This window comes from Ruegeria sp. BF7 (assembly GCF_056538605.1).
In genome coordinates, this window is the sequence record NZ_JBQFTM010000039.1 from 1 (window position 1) to 4,481 (window position 4,481).

Genomic DNA, 4,481 nt, shown 5'->3' on the forward strand with positions numbered 1-4,481 from the left:
CCCCCGCCATTTTGGCGGGGGGATCTGATTTTTATTCTGCGGCGTCTTGGTATGCGTCCATTGGGGGGCATGTGCAGACGAGGTTTCGGTCTCCGTATGCGTTGTCGACGCGGTTGACGGGGGACCAGTATTTGTCGACGCCCATGGAGCCCGGCGGGAAGCAGGCCTGTTCGCGGGTGTAGGGGCGGTCCCAGTCGCCGACCAGATCGCGCACCGTGTGGGGGGCGTTTTTCAGCGGGTTGTTCTCCGCATCGATCTTGCCGTCGATGATGTCCTGCGCCTCGGCCCGGATCGAGAGCATGGCGTCGCAGAAGCGGTCGAGCTCCGCCATGGGTTCCGATTCCGTCGGTTCGACCATCAGGGTTCCGGCCACCGGCCAGGACATGGTCGGCGCGTGGAAGCCTGAATCCACCAGACGTTTGGCGATGTCGTCCACGGTGACATGCGCCTCGGCGTCCAGCGGACGGGTGTCGAGGATGCATTCATGCGCCACACGACCTGTCTCGGAGGTATAGAGGATCGGATAGGCATCCTGCAGACGTGCCGCGATGTAGTTGGCGTTCAGGATCGCCACCTTGGTCGCCTGCGTCAGACCCGCACCGCCCATCAGCAGCACATAGGCCCAGCTGACCGGCAGGATCGAAGGCGAACCAAACGGTGCCGCCGAGACCGGACCCACGGCGGTGCCGTATTCCGGGTGGCCGGGCAGGTGCTCTTCCAGATGCGCCTTGACGCCGATCGGACCCATGCCGGGGCCGCCGCCGCCATGCGGGATGCAGAAGGTCTTGTGCAGGTTCAGGTGGCTGACATCGCCGCCAATGTCACCGGGGCGCGACAGGCCGACCATGGCGTTCATGTTGGCGCCGTCGATATAGACCTGACCGCCATGGTCATGGGTGATCTGGCAGACCTCCTGCACGGTGGTCTCGAACACGCCATGGGTGGACGGGTAGGTGATCATGCAGGCGGCCAGATGATCGGAATGCTTCTCGGCCTTGGCGCGGAAGTCATTCAGATCGATGTTTCCCTTGTCATCCGCCTGCACCGGCACAACCTGCCAGCCCACCATCTGGGCCGAGGCCGGGTTGGTGCCATGCGCCGAGGTCGGGATCAGGCAGACATTGCGGTGCCCTTCACCACGGGCGAAGTGATAGTTGCGGATGGTCAGCAGGCCTGCGTACTCGCCCTGTGCGCCCGAATTGGGCTGCTGGCTGATCGCATCATAGCCGGTGATCTGGCACAGCTTGTCGTTCAGGTCGGCAATCATCTCGTGATAGCCCTGCGCCTGATCTTGCGGCACAAACGGATGCAGGTTGGAGAACTCGGGCCAGGTGACCGGGATCATCTCGATCGTCGCGTTCAGCTTCATGGTGCACGAGCCCAGCGGGATCATCGCGCGGTCCAGCGCCAGGTCACGGTCGGCCAGACGGCGCATGTACCGCGTGATCTCGGCCTCGGCCCGGTTCTGGTGGAAGATCGGGTGGGTCAGATAGGCGCTTTCGCGCAGCGCATAATCCGGCAGGCGATATTGCTTGTTCGAGCTGTCATCCTTGCGGTCGATGCCGAAGGCCCCCCAGACGGCCTCGATGGTCTCGGGGCGGGTCTGTTCGTCCAGGCTGATGCCCACCTTGCTGTCGCCGACCTTGCGCAGGTTGACGCCCCGGGCCACGGCGGCCTCCATCACGACATTCTGCAGATGGCCGACCTCGACCGTGATGGTGTCGAAGAACACCTCAGGTTCGACCGAGAAGCCCGCCTCTTCCAGACCGGCCGCCATGCGCGAGGTTTTGCGATGCACCGATTGCGCGATGGCCTTGATACCGTCGGGGCCGTGATAGACCGCATACATCGAGGCGATCACCGCCAGCAGTGCCTGCGCGGTGCAGACGTTCGAGTTGGCTTTCTCGCGCCGGATATGCTGTTCGCGGGTCTGCAGCGACAGGCGATAGGCCTTGTTGCCGCGGCTGTCGATGCTGACACCGATGATCCGGCCCGGCATCGAGCGCTTCAGCTTGTCGGTGGTTGCCATATAGGCCGCGTGCGGGCCGCCATAGCCCATCGGCACGCCAAAGCGCTGGGTCGAGCCGATGGCGATATCCGCGCCCATCTCACCAGGGCTTTTCAGCAGCGCCAGCGACAGGATGTCGGCGGCGACAATGGCGATGGCTTTATGTTCGTGCAGCGCCGCGATCTCGGCGGTGTAGTCGCGCACATGGCCGTGGGTGCCCGGATACTGGAAGATCGCGCCAAAAACTGCGCCTGCGTCGAGGCTGTCGGGGTCGCCCACCTGTACGTCGATACCCAGAGGTTCGGCGCGGGTCTTGATCACCGCGATGGTCTGCGGGTGGCAGTTGCGGTCGACAAAGAAGGCCGCATTGTTGGCCTTGGACCGGCCGCCGCGCTTGGCCATTGCCATGGCTTCGGCGGCAGCGGTGGCTTCGTCCAGCAGCGAGGCGTTGGCCACGTCCAGCCCGGTCAGATCACTGACCATGGTCTGGAAGTTCAACAGCGCCTCAAGCCGGCCCTGGCTGATCTCGGGCTGATAAGGGGTGTAGGCTGTATACCAGGCCGGGTTTTCCAGGATGTTGCGCAGGATCGGCGCCGGGGTGGTGGTGCCATAATAGCCCTGACCGATCAGCGAGGTCAGAACCTTGTTCTTGCTCGCCACCTGCTTCATGTGGAAAAGCGCATCCCGTTCGGTCATCGCCGGACCCCAGTCCAGCGGCTCTTTCTGGCGGATCGCGGGCGGAACGGTGGCGTCGATCAGCTCGTCCAGCGTCTTGAAGCCGATCACCTTGAGCATGTCGCGCATCTCGGTCGGGCTGGGCCCGATATGGCGGCGATTGGCAAAGTCATAGGCTTCGTAGTCGGTCAGTTTGAAGGCCATTGCAGCGCTCCTATGAATAAGTCAGGTCCGGCGGAGGCCGCGAGAGCCTCCGGGTAGAATGCGGGCCGGTTTGGCCCGAACGGGTGGGGTCCCGGGTCAGGACCCCTGCAGAGGCTCAGCCGATGAAGGCCTTGTAGCCGGCTTCGTCCATCAGGTCTTCCAGCTGCGACGCATCCGTGATCTTGATCTTGTAGACCCAGGCCTCGCCCTCGGGATCTTCGTTCAGCGCACCGGGGTTGTCGGCCAGCGCCTCGTTGACCTCGACGATCTCGCCATCGACCGGCGCATAAAGCTCGGAGGCCGCCTTGACGGATTCGATCACGCCGATCTCACCATCCTTGGCAAATTCCTCGCCCGCGTCCTGCTGCTCGACAAAGACCACCTCGCCCAGCTGCTCGGCGGCATGTTTGGTGATGCCCAGAGTGGCCGTGTCACCCTCAACGGTCAGCCATTCATGCTCTTCGGAATAATAGGTTGCCATGTCTCTCTCTCCTGACTTCAACGCTTGTAATTCTGTTTGACGAAGGGCAGCGCCACGATCTGCGCCGGTTGTGCCTTGCCCCGGATGATCAGGTTCACCGTCTCGCCCGGCTCGCCGTGACCGGCGGACACATAGCCCATCGCCACCGGGCCGCCGACCGTGGGACCAAAGCTGCCCGAGGTGATCTGACCGATGGTGTTTCCTTCAGCGCACTGAATTTCCACGCCCTGGCGCGCAGGTGCGCGGCCTTCCGGCTTGATGCCCACCAGCTTGCGGGCGGGACCTTCGGCCAGTTCCTTTTGCACCCGCTCGGCGCCCGGAAAGCCGCCCTCTTCCTTGCGGCGCTTCTGGATCGCCCAGCCCAGAGAGGCCTCGATCGGCGAGGTGCTCTGGTCGATGTCATTGCCATAAAGGCACAGACCCGCCTCCAGCCGCAGGCTGTCGCGCGCGCCCAGACCGGCCGGTTCGCAATCCTCATGCGCCAGGAAGGCGCGGGTGATCTCGATCGCCTTGTCCTCGGGGATCGAGATCTCGTAGCCGTCCTCGCCGGTATAGCCCAGCCGCGAGATGCGGCATTCGACACCGTTGATATCGGCAATCGTGGTTTCCATGAACTTCAGGTCACGGGCTGCAGGGCAGAGGTCGCCCACCACGTCCTCGGCCTTGGGACCCTGCACCGCCACCAGCGCGCGGTCGAAGATCTCGGTCACTTCGACGCCTTCAAGGTTATCGCGCATATGCGGAATGTCCTGATCACGCAGCGCCGCGTTCACAACGACGAAATAATGATCGCCCGCATTCGACACGATCAGGTCATCCATGATCCCGCCGTCCGCATTGGTAAAGAACCCGTACCGCGCCTTGCCTTCCTTCAGCGTCGCATAGGCCTGCGGGCACAAAGCTTCCAGCTTCTCACCCACATCCTCACCCCGCAGGATCACCTGACCCATATGGCTCACATCAAACACTGCCGCCTTCTCACGGCACTGCTTATGCTCGCCCATGATCCCCATCGGATACTGAACAGGCATCTCCCACCCAGCAAAATCAACCATCTTGCCACCCAACTCAACATGCAATGAGTACAACGGCGTGCGCTTAATATCGGTCATG

General features: G+C 63.1%; 3 protein-coding genes. All 3 read right to left on the minus strand.

What is annotated here, in order from left to right:
* Positions 1 to 31: 31 nt before the first annotated feature.
* A complete protein-coding gene (gcvP, locus tag ACR0IK_RS24180; protein WP_480643661.1) occupies positions 32 to 2,887 on the minus strand; it encodes an aminomethyl-transferring glycine dehydrogenase in 2,856 nt (951 codons plus the stop codon).
* 115 nt (positions 2,888 to 3,002) lie between these two features.
* Positions 3,003 to 3,368: a glycine cleavage system protein GcvH gene (gene gcvH, locus ACR0IK_RS24185; RefSeq protein WP_480643662.1), complete on the minus strand. Its 366-nt coding sequence runs from the start codon at positions 3,366 to 3,368 to the stop codon at positions 3,003 to 3,005.
* A 17-nt stretch (positions 3,369 to 3,385) separates the two neighbouring features.
* Complete coding sequence (gene gcvT / locus ACR0IK_RS24190; protein WP_480643663.1) at positions 3,386 to 4,480, minus strand: glycine cleavage system aminomethyltransferase GcvT; 1,095 nt, start codon at positions 4,478 to 4,480, stop codon at positions 3,386 to 3,388.
* Between the last annotated feature and the right edge of the window lies 1 nt (position 4,481).

Bases quoted from the DNA above. Each gene is read 5' to 3' on its own strand.
- gcvP (WP_480643661.1), bottom strand. From the start codon at position 2,887: ATGGCCTTCAAACTGACCGACTACGAAGCCTATGACTTTGCCAATCGC.
- gcvH (WP_480643662.1), bottom strand. From the start codon at position 3,368: ATGGCAACCTATTATTCCGAAGAGCATGAATGGCTGACCGTTGAGGGT.
- gcvT (WP_480643663.1), bottom strand. From the start codon at position 4,480: ATGACCGATATTAAGCGCACGCCGTTGTACTCATTGCATGTTGAGTTG.